The organism is Dickeya oryzae (genome assembly GCF_009372235.1).
In the GTDB taxonomy this organism is placed as follows: Bacteria; Pseudomonadota; Gammaproteobacteria; order Enterobacterales; family Enterobacteriaceae; genus Dickeya; species Dickeya oryzae.
Genome location: NZ_SULL01000017.1, coordinates 160,561 through 180,660, shown reverse-complemented (window position 1 = coordinate 180,660; position 20,100 = coordinate 160,561). Strand labels below are relative to the sequence as shown.

Sequence of the window (20,100 nt, the reverse complement as noted above, 5' to 3'; positions counted from 1 at the left end):
GGCTACGTAGCTCAGCTGGTTAGAGCACAGCACTCATAATGCTGGGGTCACAGGTTCGATTCCCGTCGTAGCCACCACATTAAATTGGGGTATCGCCAAGCGGTAAGGCAGCGGATTCTGATTCCGCCATCCCGAGGTTCGAATCCTCGTACCCCAGCCATACAGAAAAGCCCGTTTATCGGGCTTTTTCTTTTTTTCCGCATCTCTTTCTTGTGCGTTGCCCTGTACGATGTCTCGTATAAGCCCCAGCTGCCAACCCATTGTCGGCAGCGGTTTGGTGATTAATGTGCGACGGAATTGGAAAACAGGTTAATGACCGCAACCCCGGCAATAATTAACGCCATTCCCAGTACCGCAGGCCAGTCCAGCCGCTGGTCGTAAAAAATCCAGCTTACTGCCGCGATCAATACGATACCGACACCGGACCAAATGGCGTAAATCACCCCCGTCGGCAACACCCGCATCGAAATAGTCAGGCAATAAAACGCAATCGCGTAAAACACCACAGTGACCACGCTCGGCACGAGCCGGGTAAGACTATCCGACAGTTTGAGTGCCGTCGTCGCTATCACTTCCGAGACAATGGCCAGACACAGAAATAAATAGGTCATCAGCTTTGCTACCCAAAGATAAGGCTTTCACCATAAAAACCGCGATACCGCAGAATGACACATGATACGGACCAGCACATCATTGCTGACACATCGTCAATACCGCACCACTCTACTGGTAAGGCATGAAAGCGGTATGACGGCGAAAAAGGAATCTCCAGAGACACCAGCCATCACATACCACTGACTATAGCCCTAATGCATACCGCAACGCCTGCTGTTTCAATTTACCGGCACGCTGCGCCACCATCAGTGCCAGATTACGCGCCAGTTCAAGCGGTGGCAGGCGGTTACTGAACGCGCCGTAAAACAGATCCATGCCGCTTTGCATCAACAGATTGTCGGATTTACGCAGCCGTTGATAACGCTGCAACACCGGTTCGCCATACCAGACCTCGCCGTCATCGCGGGCCTGAATAACCACATCCATCAGTGTGGCAACATCGCGATACCCCAAATTCACCCCCTGCCCGGCCAGCGGGTTGATGGTATGGGCAGCATCGCCAGTCAGGGCTAACCCCGGCAACACATACTGCTGAGCATGGCGGCGCACCAGTGGGAACGCGCCGGCGGCAACGGCATTGACTGCTCCCAGTCGCTCAGGAAACGTCTCGGCAATAGCCTTATTGAGTTGAGGAAGCGACATCGCCTGTAACTGGCGAATACGCTGCGGGCTGTCGTACCACACCAGCGAGCACCAACCGTCAAACAGCGGCAGAAATGCGCGTGGCCCGGACGGCGTAAATCGTTGCCAGGTCGCATCTTGCTGAGGGCCTGCCATTTCAGCGCTGATCAGCATGCAGGACTGGCGATATTGCCAGCCAGTAATACCAATCCCCGCCCACTGCCGAATGCGCGAATTAGCACCATCCGCACCAATCACCAGCGATGCGGACAGGCTCTCGCCCTGTTCGCCGGTAAGCCGCCACTGGTCGTCCTCGCGGTGTAACCCTTGTAATTGCCACGGGCATAACAGCGTTACGTCTGGCGTCTTCTCCAGCTCCTGCCATAACGCCAGTTGCAGAACCCGGTTTTCCACCATGAACCCCAACTCAGATAACCCAAGGTCTGCCGCATCAAACACCACATGTGCGTTATCCCATTCCCAGGTTTCAAGCCGTCGGTATGGCGCGCTACGCATCTGCTCAACGTTCTGCCATACGCCCAGACGCTCAAGCAATCGAACCGATGCCTGACCAATTGCCGAAACGCGCACATCCGGTGCACTGCCCACGACAAACGGTGGTGGTGCCTCCTGCTCCAGTATCACCACCTGAAAACCACGTTGTGCCAGGCCCAACGCAGCGGCGGCACCGACCATGCCACCGCCTACTATTACCGCATCATAGTGCATACTCGCCCCACGGTTTCTGCTGTGCAGTTCAGTCAAAGCACCTGCGCCAGAAAGACAAAAGATGTCGATAGTTTACTGGATTTCGACATCGATTTTTCAGAAAAGCGACACGCATCATCGCAGGACATCGCCTAACGCTTGATCTGGTCACAACGGCGGCAAAAGATTACAATACGCGCCCGCATGTACGCGCCCCTCGAAGGACAGCGTGTTTACCCGCACTGAGTAATGGCTAGTCGATGACGATGACAAAGAAACTGCATATCAAAACCTGGGGCTGTCAGATGAACGAATACGATTCATCGAAGATAGCCGACCTACTGGAAAGTACGCACGGTTACCAGCTGACCGACGTCGCTGAAGACGCTGACATTCTGCTGCTGAATACCTGTTCGATCCGAGAGAAGGCGCAGGAAAAAGTGTTTCATCAGCTCGGCCGCTGGAAAACACTCAAAGACGTCAATCCGAATCTGATTATCGGTGTGGGTGGCTGTGTGGCGTCGCAGGAAGGCGAACACATTCGTGACCGCGCGCACTATGTGGATGTGATTTTCGGGCCCCAGACACTGCATCGTCTGCCGGAAATGATCAATCACGTGCAGGGCACCCGCAGCCCTATCGTGGATATCAGCTTCCCGGAAGTAGAGAAATTTGACCGTCTGCCGGAACCGCGTGCCGAAGGGCCAAGCGCATTCGTTTCCATCATGGAAGGCTGCAACAAGTACTGCACGTTCTGCGTGGTGCCTTATACCCGCGGTGAGGAAGTCAGCCGTCCGGTCGATGATGTGCTGTTTGAAATAGCCCAACTGGCGGCACAAGGTGTGCGTGAAGTGAACCTGCTGGGCCAGAACGTGAATGCGTATCGCGGTGCCACACACGATGATGACGTTTGCAGTTTTGCAGAGTTGCTGCGTTTAGTCGCGGCGATCGACGGTATCGACCGTATCCGCTTTATCACCAGCCACCCGATTGAGTTCACCGACGACATCATCAGCGTTTACGAAGATACGCCGGAGCTGGTGAGCTTCCTGCATCTGCCGGTTCAGAGCGGTTCGGACCGTATTCTGACGATGATGAAACGTCGCCACACTGCGCTGGAATACAAGGCTATCATCCGTAAACTGCGTAAAGCGCGCCCGGCTATCCAGATCAGTTCCGATTTTATCGTCGGCTTCCCGGGTGAAACTCAGGAAGATTTCGAACAGACTATGCAGTTGATTGCTGATGTCGATTTCGACATGAGCTTTAGCTTTATTTATTCGCCTCGCCCAGGTACCCCGGCCGCCGATATGGTGGACGATGTAACCGAAGACGAGAAAAAACAGCGTTTGTACATTCTGCAAGAGCGCATCAACCAGCAAGCTATGCAGTACAGCCGCCGGATGATGGGTACCGTGCAACGTATTCTGGTGGAAGGGACGTCACGCAAGAGCGTGATGGAGCTATCCGGCCGAACTGAAAATAACCGTGTGGTGAACTTTGAAGGCACACCAGACATGATCGGCAAATTCGTCGACGTAGAAATCGTTGATGTTTATCCGAACTCACTGCGTGGTGTGGTCGTTCGCACCGAAGACCAAATGAATCTGCGCGTCAGTGAATCACCGACCTCGGTTATCGCCCGCACCCGCAAAGAAGACGAACTCGGCGTCGGTATCTATCAGCCGTAATGGCTAGTGCGCATTATCAGGCGGGCCGTCAAACGGCCCGCTTTTTCTTTGGTCCTGACTCACTGACCGGGCGAATACATCGCCCTTGCGGCCTTTATGCCGAATCTGACTTGCGCCTTGCAGGCTTCACGATAAATAATCAAGGTAATCTCCGCGCCACATCCGGGCAGATACCACTGCCCGTGGCACAACGTCATTGCTCATTCTGCTTAAACCCAAGAGGAATAGTTTGAACGTAACGATAAAAGAAATTGCCCTCGAACCTGCGGATAATAAACGTCTGCTTAGTCTGTGCGGCCCGTTTGACGACAACATCAAACAGCTGGAACGCCGCCTCGGCATAGAGATCAATCATCGCGACAATCATTTCAAGCTGGTAGGAAAAGACCTCTGCATCGACGCCGCTGCTGATATCCTGCGCCATCTGTATGTGGATACCGCGCCAGTGCGTGGCGTGATTCCAGACATCGACCCTGAGCAGATTCATCTGGCTATCAAAGAATCCCGGGTACTGGAACAGACCGCCGACAGCGTGCCGGAATACGGCAAGGCGGTGAATATCCGCACTAAACGCGGCGTCATCAAACCCCGTACGCCCAATCAGGCGCAATACATCGCCCATATTCTCGATCACGACATTACTTTCGGTATCGGTCCGGCCGGTACGGGGAAAACCTATCTGGCGGTGGCCGCCGCGGTGGACGCGCTGGAACGACAGGATATCCGCCGTATCCTGCTGACCCGTCCAGCGGTAGAAGCCGGTGAAAAACTGGGCTTCCTGCCGGGTGATTTGAGCCAGAAAGTGGACCCTTACCTGCGCCCACTCTACGATGCATTGTTTGAAATGCTGGGCTTTGAGCGCGTGGAAAAGCTCATTGAGCGCAACGTCATTGAAGTCGCACCGCTGGCCTACATGCGTGGTCGCACCCTGAACGATGCCTTCATCATTCTGGATGAAAGTCAGAACACCACTATCGAGCAGATGAAGATGTTCCTGACCCGTATCGGTTTTAACTCGAAAGCCGTTATTACTGGCGACGTCACCCAGATAGACCTGCCACGCAACCAAAAATCCGGTTTGCGTCACGCCATTGAAGTGCTGTCAGACGTGGAAGAGATCAGTTTCAACTTTTTCCACAGCGAAGACGTGGTACGCCATCCGGTAGTGGCACGTATCGTCAACGCGTATGAAGCCTGGGAAAGCGCCGACCAGAAACGCCGTGAAGAACTGGCAGAACAGCGTAAACGTGAAGCGCAGCAGGCCAGCAGCACGCAGGAGCAAAAATGAGCCAGGTCATTCTTGATTTGCAGATAGCCAGTGAGAATAGCCACGGGCTGCCCTCTGAAGCCGACTTCCAGCGCTGGCTGGAAGCGGTGTTACCGCAGTTTCAGGACGAGGCAGAGGTCACCATCAGGGTGGTGGATGAAGAGGAAAGCCATCACCTGAACCTGACCTATCGCGGTAAGGACAAGCCGACCAACGTCCTCTCCTTCCCCTTCGAGGCTCCACCAGAAGTGGAACTGCCACTATTGGGCGACCTTATCATCTGCCGACAAGTGGTCGAGCAGGAAGCGGTCGAACAAGGGAAAAGTGAAGAGGAACATTGGGCACACATGGTTGTCCATGGCAGTCTGCATCTGTTAGGTTATGATCATATCGAAGACAGTGAAGCCGAAGAAATGGAAGCACTGGAAACGGAAATCATGCAGAGTATGGGTTATGCCGATCCGTATCTGGCAGAAAAAGAAAATTTTACGGATACACCTTAAATTCGATATTTTAAGGTCCAGACGCCAGCGGTGATATCGCCTGTTTACTGTATTCACTGCTGGTCATCATTTCTTAACAAGAGTGATATTTACTGACGCCATGAGCGACGACCATTCTACCAACAGCGATACCCCCAGTCCCAAAAAGGGATTCTTCTCTTTTTTTCTCAATCAAATTTTTCACAGTGAGTCCAAAGATCACGACGATCTGCTGGCATTGATCCGCGATTCGGAACAGATCGACCCGGAAATCCGCGACATGCTGGAAGGCGTGATGGACATCGCCGAGCAACGGGTGCGCGATATTATGATCCCCCGTTCTCAGATGATCACACTCAAACATAATCAGACGCTGGAAGAGTGTCTGGACGTGATCATCGAATCGGCGCACTCCCGCTTCCCGGTTATCAGCGAAGACAAGGACCACATTGAAGGCATTTTGATGGCCAAGGACCTGCTGCCGTTTATGCGTAGCAACTCCGAGCCATTCAGTATGGATAAAGTGCTGCGTCCTGCCGTTGTGGTGCCGGAAAGCAAGCGGGTAGACCGCATGCTCAATGAATTCCGCTCCCTGCGCTACCACATGGCTATTGTCATTGATGAATTTGGCGGCGTTTCCGGGCTGGTGACGATTGAAGATATTCTGGAGCTTATCGTTGGTGAAATCGAAGACGAATACGATGACGAGGAAGATCGCGACATCCGTCAGCTCAACCGCCAGACGTATACCGTACGAGCGCTAACACCTATCGAGGATTTCAATAAGATCTTCGAAACGCGATTTAGCGACGAGGAAGTTGATACCATTGGTGGCCTGGTGATGCAGTATTTCGGCCACCTGCCGGCACGCGGGGAGACTATCGACATAGACGGTTACCTGTTCAAAGTTGCTATGGCAGATAGCCGCCGTATTATTCAGGTTCATGTCAGGATCCCTGACGATGCCCCGCAACCGCAACTGGAAGACTAATTTATTCATGGCAGTCGCCTCATTATTACAACGCCAGCAGGTTCGCCTCCTGCTGGCGCTTTTATTCGGTGCCTGCGGCACACTGGCGTTTTCCCCTTATGATGTCTGGCCTGCTGCCATCGTTTCTCTGATGGGCTTATTGGGCCTGACGCTAAACCGTCGGGTTCGTCAGGCTACCGCCATCGGCTTTTGCTGGGGATTTGGCCTGTTCGGCACGGGTATCCACTGGGTTTACTACAGCATCGCCGACTTTGGCGGCATGCCTGGCCCCGTCAATGTCGGCCTGGTGACGCTACTGGCGCTTTATCTGTCACTCTACCCGATGCTGTTCGCCGGGCTGCTCTCGCGCCTGTGGCCGCAAACCACCCTCTGGCGACTGGCACTGGCCGCACCGGTTCTCTGGCAACTCACCGAACTACTACGTGGCTGGGTGCTAACCGGCTTTCCCTGGTTGCAATTCGGCTACAGTCAGCTTGATGGCCCGCTGAAAGGCCTTGCGCCGATAGCGGGGGTAGATACCCTCACCTTCCTGCTGATGGTGATAAGCGGGTTGCTGGTGCTGGGATTAGTACAGCGCCGCTGGCAGCCAGCCTTGGTCGCGGCAGCGTTATTGGTGTTGCCATGGCCGCTGCGTTCGCTCGAATGGTACAAACTGCAACCGGAACGCGCCGTTAACGTCGCCATGGTGCAGGGCAACATTCCACAAGAGCTGAAGTGGGATCCGAACGAGCTGTTCAATACGCTAAAAATTTATTTCGACAACACCCTGAAGGTGATGGATAAGGCACCACTGGTGATTTGGCCTGAATCTGCCATTCCTGATGTCGAAATCCGCCAGCAGCAGTACCTGACGCAACTGGACACTATCCTGCGCGAGCACCATAGCAGCCTGATTACCGGCATCGTCGATGCCCGCCGGGAAAACAATCGTACCGATTTTTATAACAGCATTATCGTGCTGGGTGACCAGCAACCGTATCACTACCCCACCACGAATCGCTACAGCAAGCATCACCTGGTGCCATTTGGTGAATTTGTGCCGCTGGAAGCCTTGCTGCGTCCACTGGCACCGTTTTTTGATTTACCGATGTCGGCGTTCAGCCGCGGCGACTATCGCCAGCCGCAACTGGTCGTCAACGGTTATCGCCTCACCGCCACCATTTGCTATGAGGTGATCCTGGGGCAACAGGTTCGCGACAACTTCCGTCCTGATACCGACATGCTGCTGACAGTTTCTAACGATGCCTGGTTTGGTAATTCGATTGGTCCCTGGCAACATTTCCAAATGGCACGGATGCGTGCGCTGGAACTGGGACGCCCACTGCTACGCGCCACCAACAATGGGGTCACTGCCGCTATCGCGCCTGATGGCAGCATTAGCGCCAGCCTGCCGCAGTTCACCCGTGATGTGCTGGAAACCCGCGTCACCCCCACAACAGGCATCACGCCTTACGCCCGCTTTGGCTCATGGCCACTGTGGGTGCTGGAAGGCGTGTTGGGCCTGACAGCGCTGGTATACCGTCGGCGCTCGCGTTAATCCTCCCCCTCTCCGCCCGAACCCGAACAAGACATGCTCAGACATGTCTTGTTTCATTTCTGGCACATAACTTGCTACCTATTCAGACGAAACGTCTTGCATGCACGCTTGCGACCCTCTTCATCCCTGAGTCAGCACAACATCAGGGCATGAATTGCACCAAATCAGTGCCATAAGTTTTTTATTGCAGCAATTTGGTGCGGGACGCCTCGCAAAAAACAAACATTCTCGTTTCATTATGTTTACAATCCGCTATTTTTAAACATGACAGCGTTTTATTCGCTCTTTAGCGGTGCACAACATGACATGGCCTGAATCCCAGAGGTCACATCATCCATGATAGGCATCGATCACAACAGCAAAGGAGTTAGAACATGCAATTGCGCAAACTGGCACTGTCATTACTGTTGATCTCGGCAACCGGAAGTCTGGCCCATGCAGAAGAACTGACGGGCACGCTGAAAAAAATCAAAGACAGTGGTGTTATCACCATCGGCCACCGTGAGTCGTCAGTGCCATTCTCCTACTACGACAACCAGCAGAAAGTAGTAGGTTACTCTCAAGCCTACTCCGACAAGATTGTTGAAGCAGTCAGGAAAAAACTCGATGCGCCGAATCTGCAGGTAAAATTAATTCCCATTACCTCACAAAACCGTATTCCGCTGCTGCAAAATGGTACCTATGACCTTGAATGTGGCTCGACGACCAATAACCTGGAACGCCAGCAGCAGGTCGCTTTCTCCGACACCATTTTTATCATCGGCACACGGCTGCTGACCAAGAAAGACTCCGACATCAAAGACTTCAGCGACCTGGCAGGTAAAGCCGTCGTTGTCACCTCCGGCACCACCTCAGAAGTGTTGCTGAACAAGATGAACGAAGAGAAAAAACTGAACATGCGCATCATCAGCGCCAAAGACCATGGTGACTCGTTCCGTACGCTGGAAAGTGGCCGTGCCGTGGCCTTCATGATGGATGATGCCTTGCTGGCTGGTGAGCGCGCCAAAGCCAAAGCCCCGGATGAATGGGTTATCACTGGTACCCCGCAATCCCGCGAGGCGTATGGCTGTATGCTGCGTAAAGACGACCCGCAATTCAAACAACTGGTTGATGCGACAATAAGTCAGGTGCAGACCTCCGGCGAAGCCGAAAAATGGTTTGATACCTGGTTCAAACAACCGATTCCGCCGAAAAACCTGAATATGAACTTTGCGCTGTCAGACGACATGAAAGCCTTGTTCAAGGCCCCTAACGATAAGGCGTTGTAACCGAATTAATAATGACAATAAAGGGCAGTAATCTGCCTTCCGATTGCTGATTCGTGGCAAGACAGACAGGTGCAGAGTGGCCGTTCCCCATTCTGTGAATCCATGAGCCACTCACCAATCTTCGGGGTAGCGAACGCTACCCCTTTTTTACCGGAGTTCGTTATGTCAATAGATTGGAACTGGGGTATCTTCCTGCAACCTGCCCCTTTCGGAAATACAACCTATCTGGGGTGGATTATTTCTGGCCTGCAGGTCACCGTCTCGCTGTCGCTATGTGCCTGGGTCATCGCTTTTCTGCTGGGCTCACTACTGGGTATTCTTCGTACTGTCCCTCATCGTCTGCTATCGGGTATCGGCACCTGTTATGTGGAAATGTTTCGCAACGTGCCGCTGATTGTGCAGTTTTTTAGCTGGTATCTGGTGGTGCCTGAGCTTTTACCGACCAAAATAGGGATGTGGTTTAAAGCTGAGCTGGACCCGAATATCCAGTTTTTCCTGTCTTCTATGTTTTGTCTGGGCATGTTCACCGCCGCGCGGGTGTGCGAACAGGTGCGGGCAGGCATTCAGTCATTACCGCGTGGACAAAAAGCCGCCGGTTTAGCTATTGGCCTGACACTTGCGCAAACGTACCGTTATGTTCTGCTGCCCAATGCCTACCGGGTGATTGTGCCGCCACTGACCTCTGAAATGCTCAACCTGGTGAAAAACTCCGCCATCGCTTCCACTATCGGTCTGATGGATATGGCGGCGCAGGCAGGCAAGCTGTTGGATTACTCTGCCCACGCCTACGAATCGTTCAGTGCGATTACGCTGGCTTATGTCGGCATCAACGCCATCATCATGCTGTTGATGCAAGTTGTAGAGCGTAAGACCCGTTTGCCGGGCAACCTGGGGAGCAAATAAATGTATAACTTTGACTGGAGTTCCATTCCCCCCAGCCTGCCTTACCTGATTAAAGGCATGGGAGTGACGCTGGAAATTACCCTGACAGCCGTGGTGGTCGGGATAGTCTGGGGAACCGTGCTGGCGGTGATGCGACTGTCACCGGTTAAGCCCATCAGTTGGTTTGCCAAACTGTATGTCAACCTGTTCCGTTCAGTGCCACTGGTGATGGTACTGCTGTGGTTCTACCTGATTGTGCCTAGCTTATTACAAAATGTGCTTGGCCTTTCCCCGAAAACCGATATTCGGCTGGTATCGGCTATGGTAGCCTTTTCGTTGTTCGAGGCAGCCTATTATTCCGAGATTATCCGCGCCGGTATCCAGAGCATTTCCCGTGGACAGGCGTCAGCAGCGCTGGCGTTGGGAATGACCCACTGGCAATCCATGCAACTGGTGATTCTGCCTCAGGCGTTCCGGGCTATGGTACCCTTACTGCTGACGCAAGGTATCGTGCTGTTTCAGGATACCTCACTGGTGTATGTGCTCAGTCTGGCGGACTTTTTCCGTACTGCATCCACCATTGGCGAACGTGATGGCACTCAGGTAGAAATGATCCTGTTCGCCGGGTTTGTCTATTTTGTTATCAGCCTCTCGGCGTCGATGCTGGTCAATTATTTGAAGAGAAGGACGGTTTGATGATTTTCCTGAAAAATGTTTCTAAGTGGTATGGTCAATTTCAGGTGCTGACCGACTGCTCCACCGAAGTGAAAAAAGGTGAAGTGGTGGTGGTTTGCGGACCTTCCGGCTCCGGGAAATCGACCTTAATCAAAACCGTAAACGGCCTTGAACCCATCCAGCAGGGTCAGATCGAAGTTAACGGCATCGTCGTCAACGATAAACGAACCAACCTGGCACAATTGCGCTCCAAAGTGGGTATGGTGTTCCAGCATTTCGAGCTGTTCCCACACTTGTCTATTGTCGACAACCTGACGCTAGCGCAGGTCAAGGTACTCAAGCGTGATAAAGAAGCCGCCCGTGAGAAGGGATTGAAACTGCTGGCTCGCGTCGGATTGTCGTCCCACGCCAATAAATTCCCCGGGCAGTTATCCGGCGGCCAGCAACAGCGTGTGGCGATCGCCCGCGCGCTGTGCATGGACCCGGTTGCGATGCTGTTTGACGAGCCAACCTCAGCGCTCGATCCGGAAATGATCAACGAAGTGCTGGACGTAATGGTTGAACTGGCACAGGAAGGCATGACGATGATGGTCGTCACCCATGAGATGGGCTTCGCCCGCAAAGTGGCACATCGCGTCATCTTCATGGATGAAGGCAAGATAATCGAAGACACGCGTAAAGAGGATTTCTTCGGCAACCCACGCTCTGATCGCGCCAAAGACTTTTTGGCTAAAATCCTGCATTAATACGCACGGTCTCACCGTCCGTCGGTTTTTGACATTGATAACATTTAACCTCGATAACAAGGGTGCTCCGGCACCCTTGTTTTTATCTATGGTTGTTCAGCAATAATGGACTTAGCGGAAAAGGGATCAGGGAGAAAACGGCTGGCGATGGAACTGGTCGTGCCCACATTTCGGGCATAGCGGCAACACTTCTGGCGTATAAAAGGCGATATGGTGATGGCACTGCTCACACACCAGATTTCCCAGCCCCACCACTTCACCACTGTGATACACGCCATGGTGACTGACATCTTTGAACACTTCACGCCATTCCAGTTGTGTCTTGTCAGTGATATCCACCAGGTTCTGCCACAAACTTTCGCGGACAACACGCATGAAGACACTGTCAGAAAAGGCATTCTGGCTCTCCTCATAGCTGAGAGAAAACGCTTCCAGATCACGCTGGAGTGCCAGTATTACCTGCTCAATCTCCTTTTGCGTCAGTTCGTTGGTTTCCTGCAACTGACGTCGTGCATCCGACATCAGTTTATCTATGTCTCTCTCACCCCGGCTTAGCCACTCGGTAACGGCAGACATCAGTTCCCGGTAATACTGCACCACTTTGCTCATCGTGACTCCTTAGCGTAAAAGCGCTTATCGACGGGCCTGCAAAGCCTAGTGTAGATGATTTTTACAACACTACCGGGAGCCGCTTCCCAATCCGCAGTTTTCTCCCTCGTCTTGCCACGTTCTTCGCCACTAACACCGCATAAATCAACTACAGAGCGCCTCAAGCGGTTGTTGAGCCCGTTGCTTATCAGCTATGCTATGCGGATCTTTTGAAATGAAACAGAACATGCTACAGCGTTAGCAATTTCACTAAGGACCACTGGCAGCCATGCAAGAGCAATACCGCCCGGAAGATATCGAAGCGCACGTCCAACTTCACTGGCAAGAAAAACAGACTTTCAAAGTGACCGAAGAACCCGGCAAGGAAAAATACTATTGCCTTTCCATGCTGCCTTATCCTTCCGGCCGTCTTCACATGGGTCATGTCCGCAACTACACCATCGGTGACGTGATCTCCCGTTATCAGCGTATGCTGGGTAAAAACGTATTGCAGCCGATCGGCTGGGATGCCTTCGGTCTGCCGGCGGAAGGCGCGGCGGTGAAGAACAATACGGCACCGGCTCCCTGGACCTACGCCAATATCGAATACATGAAAAACCAGTTGAAACTGCTGGGTTTTGGTTACGATTGGGATCGCGAAGTCGCCACCTGTAAACCGGATTACTATCGCTGGGAACAGTGGTTCTTCACTAAGCTGTATGAAAAAGGTCTGGTTTACAAAAAAACCTCCGCGGTGAACTGGTGTCCGAACGACCAGACGGTACTGGCCAACGAGCAGGTGATCGACGGCTGTTGCTGGCGCTGTGATACCAAAGTAGAACGCAAGGAAATTCCGCAGTGGTTCATCAAAATCACCGCGTATGCTGACGAGTTGCTCAACGACCTCGATACGCTGGAAAGCTGGCCGGAGCAGGTCAAAACCATGCAGCGTAACTGGATCGGCCGCTCCGAAGGGGTGGAAATCACCTTCCGTATCGCTGATGCCGACGATACGCTGACCGTTTACACCACCCGCCCGGATACCTTTATGGGCGTCACTTACGTTGCGGTAGCAGCCGGTCACCCTCTGGCTCTGAAAGCGGCGGAAAACAACCCGCTACTGCAAGACTTCATCGCCGAATGCCGCAATACCAAAGTGGCCGAAGCCGACATGGCGACGATGGAGAAAAAAGGCGTCGCTACCGGCCTGTTCGCTATCCACCCGCTGACGGGTGAGAAAGTGCCGGTATGGGCCGCCAACTTCGTGCTGATGGAATACGGTACCGGAGCCGTGATGGCGGTGCCAGGTCACGACCAACGCGACTGGGAATTCGCTCACAAATATAACCTGCCGGTGAAGCCCGTTATCCTGATGGCAGACGGCAGCGAGCCGGATCTGTCCGCTCAGGCGCAAACCGAAAAAGGCTGTCTGTTTAACTCTGGCGAGTTCAACGGATTGGATTTTGACGCCGCGTTCAATGCCATCGCCGATAAACTGGTGTCACAAGGCGTCGGTCAGCGCAAAGTGAATTATCGTCTGCGTGACTGGGGTGTATCCCGCCAGCGTTACTGGGGTGCGCCTATCCCAATGGTGACACTGGAAGACGGCACTGTCATTCCAACGCCAGAAGATCAGTTGCCGGTCATCCTGCCGGAAGACGTAGTCATGGACGGGATCACCAGCCCGATTAAAGCCGATCCCGAATGGGCTAAAACCACCGTTAACGGTCAGCCAGCGCTGCGTGAAACCGACACGTTCGATACCTTTATGGAGTCCTCCTGGTACTACGCGCGCTATACCTGCCCGCAGTACGATCAGGGTATGCTCGACCCGGCGGCGGCGAACTACTGGTTACCGGTTGATCAGTATGTTGGCGGTATCGAACACGCCATCATGCATCTGATGTATTTCCGTTTCTTCCACAAACTGATGCGTGACGCCGGTCTGGTGAATTCGAATGAGCCAGCCAAACGTCTGCTGTGCCAGGGAATGGTGCTGGCTGATGCGTTCTACTATCTCGGCAACAACGGCGAGCGTATCTGGGTATCCCCGGTCGACGTCACACTGGAGCGCGATGACAAAGGCCGCATCACCAAGGCGTTTGATAGTGAAGGTCGTGAGCTGGTGTATGCGGGCATGAGCAAAATGTCGAAATCGAAAAACAACGGTATCGACCCGCAAGTGATGGTGGAACGCTATGGCGCTGATACCGTCCGTCTGTTCATGATGTTTGCATCACCGGCGGAAATGACGCTGGAATGGCAAGAATCGGGTGTTGAAGGAGCCAACCGCTTCCTGAAACGCGTCTGGAAGCAGGTTTACGATCATACCGGCAAAGGTGCTACCGTACCGCTGGATACGGCAGCCTTGACTGACGATCAGAAAGCGCTACGCCGTGACCTGCACAAAACCATCGCGAAAGTAACCGACGATATCGGTCGCCGCCAGACCTTCAACACGGCTATCGCTGCCATTATGGAGCTGATGAATAAGCTGGCTAAAGCGCCGCAAGAGTCTGAGCAAGATCGCGCACTGACGCAAGAGACGCTGCAGGCGGTTGTACGGATGCTCTATCCGTTTACCCCACACGCCTGCTTCGTACTGTGGAACGAGCTGAAAGGCGAAGGTGATATCGATCAGGCACCGTGGCCGGTAGCGGATGAGCAGGCGATGGTCGAAGATTCTCGCCTGGTCGTAGTACAGGTTAACGGTAAAGTTCGCGGTAAGATTACCGTGGCGGCCGATGCCACTGAACAGCAGGTGCGTGATCGTGCAGCGCAGGAGCCGCTGGTGGCAAAATATCTGGATGGCGTGACTGTCCGCAAGGTGATTTTCGTTCCGGGCAAACTGCTTAACCTGGTTGTAGGTTAAGGCAAGGAGGTACTGTGCGACATCCGTTTTTAACGCTGGTGCTGGGGCTGGTGGTCTTAATGACCGCCGGCTGCGGCTTTCATTTGCGCGGCACCACCCAAATACCGGCGCAATTGCATAATCTGATACTAGACAGCGGTGACCCCTATGGCCCAACGACCCGGGCTATTCGTGAACAACTGCGCCTTAGCAATATTCAGGTAACGGAAGATACCAATCGCAAAGATATTCCATCACTACGTTATATGGGAGAAACCCTGTCCCGCAACACAGTATCCATTTTCCAGGATGGGAAAACAGCGGAATATCAGTTTGTTATGGTGCTAGAAGCCCAGGTACTGATCCCAGGGGACGATATCTACCCACTAAATGTGACAGTATTCCGCTCATTCTTTGATAATCCACTCGCTGCCTTAGCTAAAGAGGCCGAGCAGGACATTATCCTACGGGAAATGCGTCAACAGGCCGCTCAGCGGCTGGTACGCAAACTGCTGACCGTCAAGGGTAACCACGCTCAGAAAGCAGCAAATAGCGCTGTCACTCCGGCACACCCATGATTCGGCTCTACCCCGAACAACTGACCGCGCAGCTCCATGAGGGGCTGCGCGGCTGTTATTTGTTGTTTGGTAATGAACCCTTATTGCTGCAGGAAAGTCAGGACCACATTCGTGCTGTCGCCCGTCAGCAAGATTTTCTGGAGCATTTTAGTTTTACGCTCGATAACAACACCGACTGGGATGCCATCTTTTCCACTTGTCAGGCACTCAGCCTGTTCGCATCCCGTCAGACCCTGTTGCTGATTTTGCCAGATGCTGGCCCGGGTGCCCCCGCCAGTGAGCAACTGGTTAAACTCGCCACGCTGCTGCATCCCGATATTCTGTTGATGGTCAGAGGAAATAAACTGACCAAAGCACAAGAAAACAGCGCCTGGTTCAAAGCGTTATCCAAACAGAGTGTGTATGTTCCCTGCATGACACCCGAACAGGAACAGCTTCCCCGCTGGGTAGCCCTGCGAGCCAGAAATATGAAGCTGGAGCTGGATGATGCCGCCAGCCAACTGATTTGCTATTGCTATGAAGGGAATATGCTGGCGTTGGTACAGGCACTGGAGCGACTCTCACTGTTGTATCCTGATGGCAAGTTAACACTGCCCCGGGTGGAACAGGCCGTCAACGACGCCGCTCACTTTACACCATTCCATTGGTTGGATGCCTTGCTCGGCGGCAAAAGCAAACGGGCATGGCACATTCTTCAACAACTACGACTGGAAGACTGTGAACCGGTCATTCTGTTGCGCACAGTGCAACGGGAGTTGCTGTTACTGCTACAGTTAAAGCGGCACATGACAAATACGCCGCTGCGTACGCTGCTTGACCAGCACAAAGTCTGGCAAAACCGTCGTCCGCTACTGACTCAGGCATTGCAACGTCTGTCGTTAACCCAGTTACAACAGGCGATCACCCTGCTGAGCCGACTGGAGATCACCCTGAAACAGAATTATGGGCAGCCAGTATGGGACGAACTGGAAACGCTGTCGATGATTCTGTGTGGTAAAGCACTGCCTGACAGCCTGCTTGAGGTATAGCGATTTGCCGACATCCCCCACTCGCCCTACCCTGACTGCCTATTTTGGCGGTACGTTTGATCCGATTCACTACGGACATCTGCGCCCGGTTACTGCACTGGCGCAGGAAATCGGCCTTCAGCGCATCATTCTGTTACCCAATAATGTGCCGCCGCACCGCGAGCAGCCAGAAGCCAGCGCCAGTCAGCGCAAGACCATGGCAGAACTGGCAGTACAGGGGAATAAGCTGTTTTGCGTAGACCCTCGTGAGTTACAACGCGCCACACCGTCTTATACGATTGAGACACTGGAAGCGTTGCGTACAGAGCAAGGCACCAGTACGCCACTGGCATTCATTATTGGGCAAGACTCGCTGCTGACACTACATCACTGGCACCGCTGGCAGGAAATTCTGGACTACTGTCACCTGTTGGTGTGCGCCCGGCCCGGTTATCGCCAACAATTGGATACCGACGAACTGGAAGCCTGGTTGACTCGGCATCAAACCCAGGATGCCGCGCAATTACACCGTCAAAACCACGGGTTGATTTATCTTGCCCATACGCCGTTGCTCTCAATTTCAGCGACAGAAATCCGTCAGCGTCGACAAAACGGCCTCGACTGCCATGATCTGCTGCCCGAGAGCGTACTGAAGTATATTGACACACACGGACTCTATCGATAACCACACGTCGATACCACTCACTATAAGGCCGTGATATACTCCGCCGCTGGTTTCAGCCACAGGAAAACCTCCTGCCGTAGCCCTATAGCTACGGTGAAACAGCTGTTACCCGCCAATATTGCCTGGCCGGCATAACCGGCTGATTAACCACTTATCGAAGGGGGAACCTTTGCAAGGCCAAGCACTCCAAGATTTCGTTATTGATAAACTGGACGATTTGAAAGGTCAGGATATCGTGGCGCTCAATGTGAAAGGGAAATCCAGCATCACTGACTACATGGTGATTTGCACCGGAACATCCAGCCGCCATGTCAGCTCTATCGCCGATCATGTTGTACAGGAATCCCGCGCTGCCGGACTGATGCCGTTAGGTGTCGAAGGGGAAAATGATGCCGATTGGGTCGTGGTCGACCTCGGTGATGTGATCGTTCATGTGATGCAGGAAGAAAGCCGTCACCTGTACGAACTGGAAAAGCTCTGGGGCTGATATGAAGCTGCAACTGGTCGCCGTCGGCACCAAGATGCCCGACTGGGTGCAGACAGGTTTTACCGATTATCTTCGCCGATTTCCCAAAGATATGCCGTTTGAGCTGGTGGAAATCCCAGCGGGCAAGCGTGGCAAAAACGCGGATATCAAGCGGATTCTGGAGCGGGAAGGTGAGTTGATGCTAGCGGCTGTAGGGAAAGGAAACCGCATCGTCACGCTGGATATTCCCGGCTCGCGCTGGGAAACGCCGCAGTTGGCGCAACAACTGGAACGCTGGAAACAAGACGGACGCGATATCAGTCTGCTGATCGGCGGCCCGGAAGGGTTAGCACCACAATGCAAAGCCGCGGCGGAGCAAAGTTGGTCGCTGTCACCGCTGACACTGCCTCATCCGCTGGTGCGTGTGCTGGTAGCGGAAAGTCTGTACCGGGCCTGGAGCATTACCACCAATCATCCTTACCATCGGGAGTAAGGCGAATGATGAACCCTGTGAAGTAGCAATCGCTGGATGAATATAGAACGTAAACCCTTTCGTGACTATACGGCTGAGGCGGCTCTGTTTGTACGCCGGGCGTTGGTCGCATTTCTGGGCATTTTGCTGCTAAGCGGTATTCTGGTCGCCAACCTATACCACCTGCAGATTGTACGTTTTGACGATTACCGTACCCGTTCAAATGAAAACCGTATCAAGCTGGTACCTATCGCCCCCAGCCGTGGCATCATTTACGACCGTAACGGTACGCCACTGGCGCTCAACCGTACTATTTACCAGTTAGAGCTGATTCCCGAAAAAGTTAACAACCTGGAAGAGACGCTACAGGCGCTCAAGCCGGTTGTTGACCTGACCGATGAAGACATCGATAACTTCAGAAAAGAGCGCAAGCGCTCACGCCGCTTCACCTCTATTCCCGTCAAAACCGGGCTGAATGAAGTGCAGGTCGCGAGCTTCGCGGTCAACCAGTACCGTTTTCCCGGTGTAGAAGTCAAAGGCTACCAACGCCGCTACTATCCTTACGGTGCCGCACTCACCCATGTCATCGGCTACGTTTCCAAGATCAACGATAAAGATCTGGAACGGCTGGACCAGGAAGGCAGGCTTGCGGATTACGCCGCTACGCACGATATCGGCAAACTCGGCATTGAGCGTTATTACGAAGATGTGCTGCACGGCAAACCGGGTTACGAGGAAGTGGAAGTCAATAACCGCGGCCGTGTCATCCGCCAATTGCATGAGCAACCTCCGCAAGCAGGTAAAGATATCTACCTGACCCTGGATCTCAACCTTCAGCTTTATATTGAGAAATTGTTGGAAGGCAGTCGTGCCGCCGTGGTGGTCACCGATCCGAAAGACGCGTCTATTCTGGCGATGGTCTCCACCCCCAGCTATGACCCGAACCTGTTCGTAGACGGTATTTCCAGTAAGACCTATCACGCCTTGCTAAACGATCCAAACCGCCCGCTGATCAACCGCGCGACGCAAGGGGTCTACCCACCAGCTTCAACCGTCAAGCCCTATATCGCGGTTTCTGCACTCAGTGCCAATGTCATTACCCCGTATACGTCGCTGTTCGACCCAGGCTGGTGGCAGTTGCCCGGTTCGGAAAAACGGTTTCGCGACTGGAAAAAATGGGGGCATGGTCGCCTGAACCTGACCAAAGCCATTGAAGAATCTGCGGATACCTTCTTCTATCAGGTGGCTTACGATATGGGCATCGACCGCCTGTCCGAATGGATGACGAAATTCGGTTACGGTCAGCGTACGGGGATCGATTTGTCCGACAAAGAAGAAAGTCCGGGCATCATGCCGACGCGTGAATGGAAATTAAAGCGTTATAAGAAACCGTGGTATCAAGGGGATACTATCCCCGTTGGTATCGGTCAGGGTTACTGGACCGCAACGCCGATTCAAATGCTAAAAGCGCTGACGACGCTGATTAATGACGGTCAGGTGCAAGTACCGCACCTGCTTGGCAGTACCATGGACAACAACACGAAGGTGCCATTCCGTCAACCACAACACCAGCAGATTGGTGACATTCGTTCCGGTTATTGGGAAATCGTCAAAGACGGTATGTATGGCGTGGCTAACCGTCCGAATGGTACAGCGCATAAATACTTTGCCGACGCGCCGTATAAAATTGCGGTCAAGTCAGGGACGGCACAGGTATTCGGCCTGAAGGAAAACGAAACCTATAATGCCAACCGGATTGCCGAGCGGCTACGTGACCATAAGCTGATGATTGCCTTCGCCCCTTACAACAATCCGAAAGTCGCTATGTCCATCATTCTGGAAAACGGCGGCGCAGGCCCCGCCGTCGGGACCATTGTACGTCAGATCCTCGACCATATTATGTTGGGCGACAACAATACCAGCCTGCCGGACGCGCCGCCGTCGCCTCCGGGCAGTGAAACCGAGTAGAG

At 53.4% G+C, this 20,100-nt stretch carries 19 protein-coding genes and 2 tRNA genes; 18 read left to right on the top strand and 3 right to left on the bottom strand.

The annotated features are described in order from the left end of the window. Both FAZ14_RS18690 and FAZ14_RS18685 read left to right on the top strand, forming a co-directional pair. Positions 1–77 (top strand) — tRNA-Met (locus FAZ14_RS18690). An 8-nt stretch (positions 78–85) separates the two neighbouring features. After that, a tRNA-Gln gene (locus tag FAZ14_RS18685) sits at positions 86–160 on the top strand. A 121-nt stretch (positions 161–281) separates the two neighbouring features. Here FAZ14_RS18685 and FAZ14_RS18680 read toward each other — a convergent pair. Next, entirely contained in the window at positions 282–611 is a 330-nt protein-coding gene (locus tag FAZ14_RS18680; protein WP_016941972.1) for a DMT family transporter, read from the bottom strand. Between the two features lie 187 nt (positions 612–798). Further along, complete coding sequence (ubiF, locus tag FAZ14_RS18675; protein ID WP_016941973.1) at positions 799–1,965, bottom strand: 3-demethoxyubiquinol 3-hydroxylase; 1,167 nt, start codon at positions 1,963–1,965, stop codon at positions 799–801. Between the two features lie 245 nt (positions 1,966–2,210). Between ubiF and miaB the strand changes: the two genes are divergently transcribed. From miaB to FAZ14_RS18630, 9 genes are all read left to right on the top strand, one after another. Continuing rightward, entirely contained in the window at positions 2,211–3,635 is a 1,425-nt protein-coding gene (miaB, locus tag FAZ14_RS18670; RefSeq protein WP_085930110.1) for a tRNA (N6-isopentenyl adenosine(37)-C2)-methylthiotransferase MiaB, read from the top strand. Positions 3,636–3,864: 229 nt separating this feature from the next. Then, positions 3,865–4,923 (top strand): PhoH family protein, encoded by a 1,059-nt coding sequence (locus FAZ14_RS18665; RefSeq protein WP_016941975.1) that lies wholly within the window; start codon positions 3,865–3,867, stop codon positions 4,921–4,923. Next, positions 4,920–5,405 (top strand): rRNA maturation RNase YbeY, encoded by a 486-nt coding sequence (gene ybeY, locus FAZ14_RS18660; protein WP_012883873.1) that lies wholly within the window; start codon positions 4,920–4,922, stop codon positions 5,403–5,405. Before FAZ14_RS18665 ends, ybeY begins: the two co-directional genes overlap by 4 nt. 100 nt (positions 5,406–5,505) lie before the next feature. Continuing rightward, the gene (gene corC / locus FAZ14_RS18655) at positions 5,506–6,375 is read left to right on the top strand and encodes a CNNM family magnesium/cobalt transport protein CorC (protein WP_016941976.1); all 870 of its coding nucleotides are present in this window, start codon (positions 5,506–5,508) and stop codon (positions 6,373–6,375) included. 7 nt (positions 6,376–6,382) lie between these two features. Next, positions 6,383–7,912: an apolipoprotein N-acyltransferase gene (lnt, locus tag FAZ14_RS18650; RefSeq protein ID WP_029456410.1), complete on the top strand. Its 1,530-nt coding sequence runs from the start codon at positions 6,383–6,385 to the stop codon at positions 7,910–7,912. 374 nt (positions 7,913–8,286) lie between these two features. Continuing rightward, on the top strand, positions 8,287–9,180 hold the full coding sequence (locus FAZ14_RS18645) for a glutamate/aspartate ABC transporter substrate-binding protein (protein WP_016941978.1): 894 nt from the start codon (positions 8,287–8,289) through the stop codon (positions 9,178–9,180). Positions 9,181–9,342: 162 nt separating this feature from the next. Then, positions 9,343–10,083 (top strand): amino acid ABC transporter permease, encoded by a 741-nt coding sequence (locus FAZ14_RS18640; protein ID WP_016941979.1) that lies wholly within the window; start codon positions 9,343–9,345, stop codon positions 10,081–10,083. Further along, a complete protein-coding gene (gene gltK, locus FAZ14_RS18635; protein WP_012883868.1) occupies positions 10,084–10,758 on the top strand; it encodes a glutamate/aspartate ABC transporter permease GltK in 675 nt (224 codons plus the stop codon). Further along, positions 10,758–11,483: an amino acid ABC transporter ATP-binding protein gene (locus FAZ14_RS18630; protein ID WP_012883867.1), complete on the top strand. Its 726-nt coding sequence runs from the start codon at positions 10,758–10,760 to the stop codon at positions 11,481–11,483. Before gltK ends, FAZ14_RS18630 begins: the two co-directional genes overlap by 1 nt. Before the next feature lie 126 nt (positions 11,484–11,609). Here the strand turns inward: FAZ14_RS18630 and FAZ14_RS18625 are convergent, their stop codons facing one another. Beyond that, positions 11,610–12,092 (bottom strand): zinc ribbon-containing protein, encoded by a 483-nt coding sequence (locus tag FAZ14_RS18625; protein WP_153508997.1) that lies wholly within the window; start codon positions 12,090–12,092, stop codon positions 11,610–11,612. 268 nt (positions 12,093–12,360) lie between these two features. On the opposite strand from FAZ14_RS18625, the gene leuS reads away from it, so the two are divergent. The 7 genes from leuS to mrdA all read left to right on the top strand — a co-directional run bounded on the left by leuS (position 12,361) and on the right by mrdA (position 20,098). After that, positions 12,361–14,943, top strand: coding sequence for a leucine--tRNA ligase (gene leuS, locus FAZ14_RS18620; RefSeq protein ID WP_153508996.1), 2,583 nt, complete (start codon positions 12,361–12,363; stop codon positions 14,941–14,943). Positions 14,944–14,957: 14 nt separating this feature from the next. Continuing rightward, positions 14,958–15,500 (top strand): LPS assembly lipoprotein LptE, encoded by a 543-nt coding sequence (lptE, locus tag FAZ14_RS18615; RefSeq protein ID WP_016941982.1) that lies wholly within the window; start codon positions 14,958–14,960, stop codon positions 15,498–15,500. Next, positions 15,497–16,528 (top strand): DNA polymerase III subunit delta, encoded by a 1,032-nt coding sequence (holA, locus tag FAZ14_RS18610; RefSeq protein ID WP_016941983.1) that lies wholly within the window; start codon positions 15,497–15,499, stop codon positions 16,526–16,528. The genes lptE and holA overlap by 4 nt, the downstream gene beginning before the upstream one ends. Continuing rightward, positions 16,518–17,192, top strand: a complete 675-nt coding sequence (gene nadD / locus FAZ14_RS18605) for a nicotinate-nucleotide adenylyltransferase (protein ID WP_016941984.1) — start codon at positions 16,518–16,520, stop codon at positions 17,190–17,192. Before holA ends, nadD begins: the two co-directional genes overlap by 11 nt. Positions 17,193–17,361: 169 nt before the next feature. Then, positions 17,362–17,679 carry a ribosome silencing factor gene (gene rsfS, locus FAZ14_RS18600; RefSeq protein ID WP_012883861.1) on the top strand — a complete coding sequence of 106 codons (318 nt, stop codon included), beginning with the start codon at positions 17,362–17,364 and terminating at the stop codon, positions 17,677–17,679. Between the two features lies 1 nt (position 17,680). Continuing rightward, a complete protein-coding gene (gene rlmH / locus FAZ14_RS18595; RefSeq protein ID WP_012883860.1) occupies positions 17,681–18,151 on the top strand; it encodes a 23S rRNA (pseudouridine(1915)-N(3))-methyltransferase RlmH in 471 nt (156 codons plus the stop codon). Between the two features lie 36 nt (positions 18,152–18,187). Then, the gene (gene mrdA / locus FAZ14_RS18590) at positions 18,188–20,098 is read left to right on the top strand and encodes a peptidoglycan DD-transpeptidase MrdA (RefSeq protein WP_016941985.1); all 1,911 of its coding nucleotides are present in this window, start codon (positions 18,188–18,190) and stop codon (positions 20,096–20,098) included. Positions 20,099–20,100: the final 2 nt, after the last annotated feature.